General features: G+C 73.8%; 3 protein-coding genes. All 3 read left to right on the top strand.

Translation table 11 applies throughout. The annotated features are described in order from the left end of the window. On the top strand, nt 1-1,594 hold a 1,594-nt coding region (locus tag AOK24_RS38850), incomplete at its 5' end, for an asparagine synthetase B family protein (RefSeq protein WP_055724643.1). 43 nt (nt 1,595-1,637) lie between these two features. After that, on the top strand, nt 1,638-2,987 hold the full coding sequence (locus AOK24_RS38845) for an aldehyde dehydrogenase family protein (protein ID WP_055724642.1): 1,350 nt from the start codon (nt 1,638-1,640) through the stop codon (nt 2,985-2,987). Between the two features lie 11 nt (nt 2,988-2,998). Further along, on the top strand, nt 2,999-3,175 hold the full coding sequence (locus tag AOK24_RS48910; RefSeq protein WP_159052143.1) for a hypothetical protein: 177 nt from the start codon (nt 2,999-3,001) through the stop codon (nt 3,173-3,175). Nucleotides 3,176-3,287: the final 112 nt, after the last annotated feature.

The raw sequence follows: 3,287 nt of genomic DNA, 5'->3' as shown, positions 1-3,287 counted from the left end.
GGACGGCCCGTTCGAGGCCGACGGCCGCCGCGCCGTCGGAGAGGTCACCCTCCACAACCGCGCCGAACTCCGGGACGCCCTGGACGTTCCCGTCCCGCCCGGCATCAGCAACGGCGAACTCCTCCTGCGCTGCTGGACCCGCCTCGGCGCCCGGGGCGTCGCGCTCGCCGAGGGCATGTTCGCGCTGGCGGTCCTCGACGGCGACGACGTCGTCCTGATCCGCGACCACGTCGGCGCCCGCACCCTCTTCTACGCCCGCGCGGCGGGGACCTGGGCCGCCGCGACCTCCCTGCGCGCCCTGCGCCGCTGGCCCGCGCTCGGCACCCGCGTGAACCTCTCCGCCGTACGCTCCTTCCTCACCTTCGCCTACCTGCCGGGCGACGAGACGCTCCTGGAGGGCGTACGGGAGGTGCTGCCCGGCCGGGTGCTGCGGCTCGCGGCCGACGGGGTGACGACGGAGACGGTGTACTGGGAGCCGGCGGAACACATCGACGGCGCCGGTGACGGCGACCCCGTCCTCACCCTGCGCACGCTCCTGGAGGAGGCGACCGCGCGGCGGCTGCCCGAGGCCGAGGCCGTCGCCGTCCTGCTGTCGGGCGGCGTCGACAGCTCCCTCGTCACCGCGCTCGCCGCGAAGCTGCACAGCCACCCCGTGCACACGTACTCGATCAGCTTCGGCGGCGAACTCCCCAACGAACTCGGCTACTCGGGCCTCGTCGCCGCCCACTGCCACACCCGGCACCGGGTGCTGACGGTCTCCGGTACGGCCGTGGCGGCCCGCCTCGCCGAGACCGCCGCCCTCCTCGACAGCCCGGTCGGCGACCCGCTCACCGTCCCGAACCTGCTGCTCGCCGAGGCGGTCGCCGGGGACGGCCACACGGTCGTCCTCAACGGGGAAGGCGGCGACCCGGTGTTCGGCGGGCCGAAGAACCTCCCGATGCTGGTCCAGGAGATGCACTCCCGCACCCCCTGGTCCGAGGACCGCGCCACCGCCTACCTGCGCTCCTACCGCAAGTGCTGGACCGACCTCCCCGACCTGCTCACCGCCGACACGCTGGCCGCCCTCGACGACGCCCCGCCCCCGCAACGCTTCGTCGAGCCCTACCTCACCGGCCCCGACCGCATGCCCCACCTCCTCAACCAGCTCCTGCACTGCAACCTCCGCACCAAGGGCGCCCACCACATCCTCACCAAGGTCGAACGCCTCACCGCCTCCCAAGGGCTCCAGGGCCGCGCCCCCCTCTTCGACCGGCGCGTCGTCGACCACGCCTTCGCCGTCCCGCCCACCCTCAAACTCCGTGGCACGGCCGAGAAATGGGTCCTCAAGGAGGCGGTGCGGGACCTGCTGCCCGAGACGGTCGTGGACCGGCCGAAGAGCGGCATGCGGGTACCCGTGCAGCAGTGGCTGAGCGGACCCCTGCGCGACCTCGGCGGCGACCTGCTGCTCGGACGCGCGGCCCGGCAGCGGGGACTGTTCCGCGCCGACACCGTACGCACCTGGCTGCGCGGCGAAGGCACCCTACTGCCCCGGCAGGGCGGCAAGTTGTGGCTCGTCCTCACGCTGGAGCTGTGGCTTCGCGCATACGACCTGTGAACGCCCGCGACCCGGGAAACGGACGATCGGAGAACAGCGCACCGTGAACACCACCCTGACAGACCCCCGCACCGGCCGCACCCGAGGCACCTCGCCCATCGGGCGCGAGCCCGAGATCGCCGAGGCCGTCGCCAACGCCCGCACGGCACAGGCCGGTTGGCGCGCGCTCACCCCGAAGGAACGCTCGCGGCGACTGGAGCGGCTCGCCGCGCTCGTGGAGGAGAACGCGGCGCAGTACGTCGCCCGCGAGAACGCCGGGACCGGGAAACCGTCGAGCGAGACCGCCGGTGAAGTGGCGCAGGCCGCCGATCTGTTCCGGTTCTACGCGTCCGCCGTGCGCGCCCAAACGGCGCCTGCCGCCGGGCAGTTGATCGACGGGCACGAGAGCTGGGTGCGGTGGGAGCCGCTCGGCGTCGTCGGGGTCGTCGTCCCCTGGAACTACCCGCTCATGATGGCCGCTTGGCGCTGCGCGCCCGCCCTCGCCGCCGGGAACGCCGTCGTCGCCAAGCCCGCCGAGACGACGCCGGACACACTGGAACTGCTCGCCCGGCACGCCGCCGAAGCGCTGGGACCGGGAGTCCTGACGGCGGTTCCCGGAGACCGTGAGACAGGGCGGCTGCTCGTCGCCTCGGACGTCGACATGGTCGCGTTCACCGGCAGCGCCCGCGCCGGCGCCGACGTCGCCGCCCGGGCCGGCACACGCCGCGTCAGCCTCGAACTCGGCGGCAACGCACCCGCGTTGGTCCTCCCCGACGCCCCCTCCGACACCTGGACCCGCCTCGTCGCCGCCTGCGCCTACAACGCCGGCCAGAGCTGCGCCGCCCCCGCGCGGGTCATCACCCTCCCCGAGAACTACGACCAGACGGTCGCCGAACTCGCCGAAGCGGCCCGGCAACGCGTCGCCGGCCGCGACTTCGGTCCCCTCAACAACGCGGACCAGGCCGCCCGTTACGACGGCATCGTGAAGTCCTCGACGGCCGGGCGCTCCCTCACGGGTGAACTCGCCCTGGGGGCGGGCGAGGAGAACGGCTACTGGCGCCCCGTCCGCATCCTCGCCGACCTCCCCGACGACGACCCCGCGATCGTGGAGGAAGTCTTCGGCCCCCTGCTGACGGTCCAGCAGGCGCCCGACCTGGACACGGCGGTCGCCCTCGCGAACGGGGTCCCCCAAGCCCTCGCCGCGAGCGTGTGGACCCGGGACCTGACATCGGGCCTGGAACTGGCCGGCCTGCTGAACGCGGGGGAGACCTGGCTCAACTGCCACCTCGCCCAGACCGCCGAACTGCCGCACGGCGGACGGGGAGCGTCGGGGCACGGGACGGACCTGAGCGTGCTCGCGCTGCACGAGTACCAGCGGCCGAAGACGGTGACGGCGAGGCTGGTGCGGGGGTGAGGAAGCCGCTTGTGGCCGGAGTGCAGGCCGTCTCCGGCCTGACCGTCGTGCTCCTCAGCCTGTCCGGGGCGATCACGGAAGAGCCGTACTCGATCCTGGCGCCGATGGTGGGTGCGGGGCTGCTCGTCGACGGCGGCCGGAATCTGCGGACGCTGCGTTCCCGGCGGCAGGGCGAGCAGCCGAAGTGACGCGCGCCCCCTGGCATTGCCCCTCCGCAGCGGTCGGCTCGGCTGGAAGGACTAGCCCGTTCGGTCCGATCGGCTCGGGGGCCTGGACGTTCGGCCGATGCGGGGGCCGGGG

This window comes from Streptomyces niveiscabiei (assembly GCF_001419795.1).
GTDB lineage: Bacteria > Actinomycetota > Actinomycetes > Streptomycetales > Streptomycetaceae > Streptomyces > Streptomyces niveiscabiei.
The sequence above is the reverse complement of the archived record's forward strand: the minus strand, read 5'-3'. Positions and strand labels throughout refer to the sequence as shown.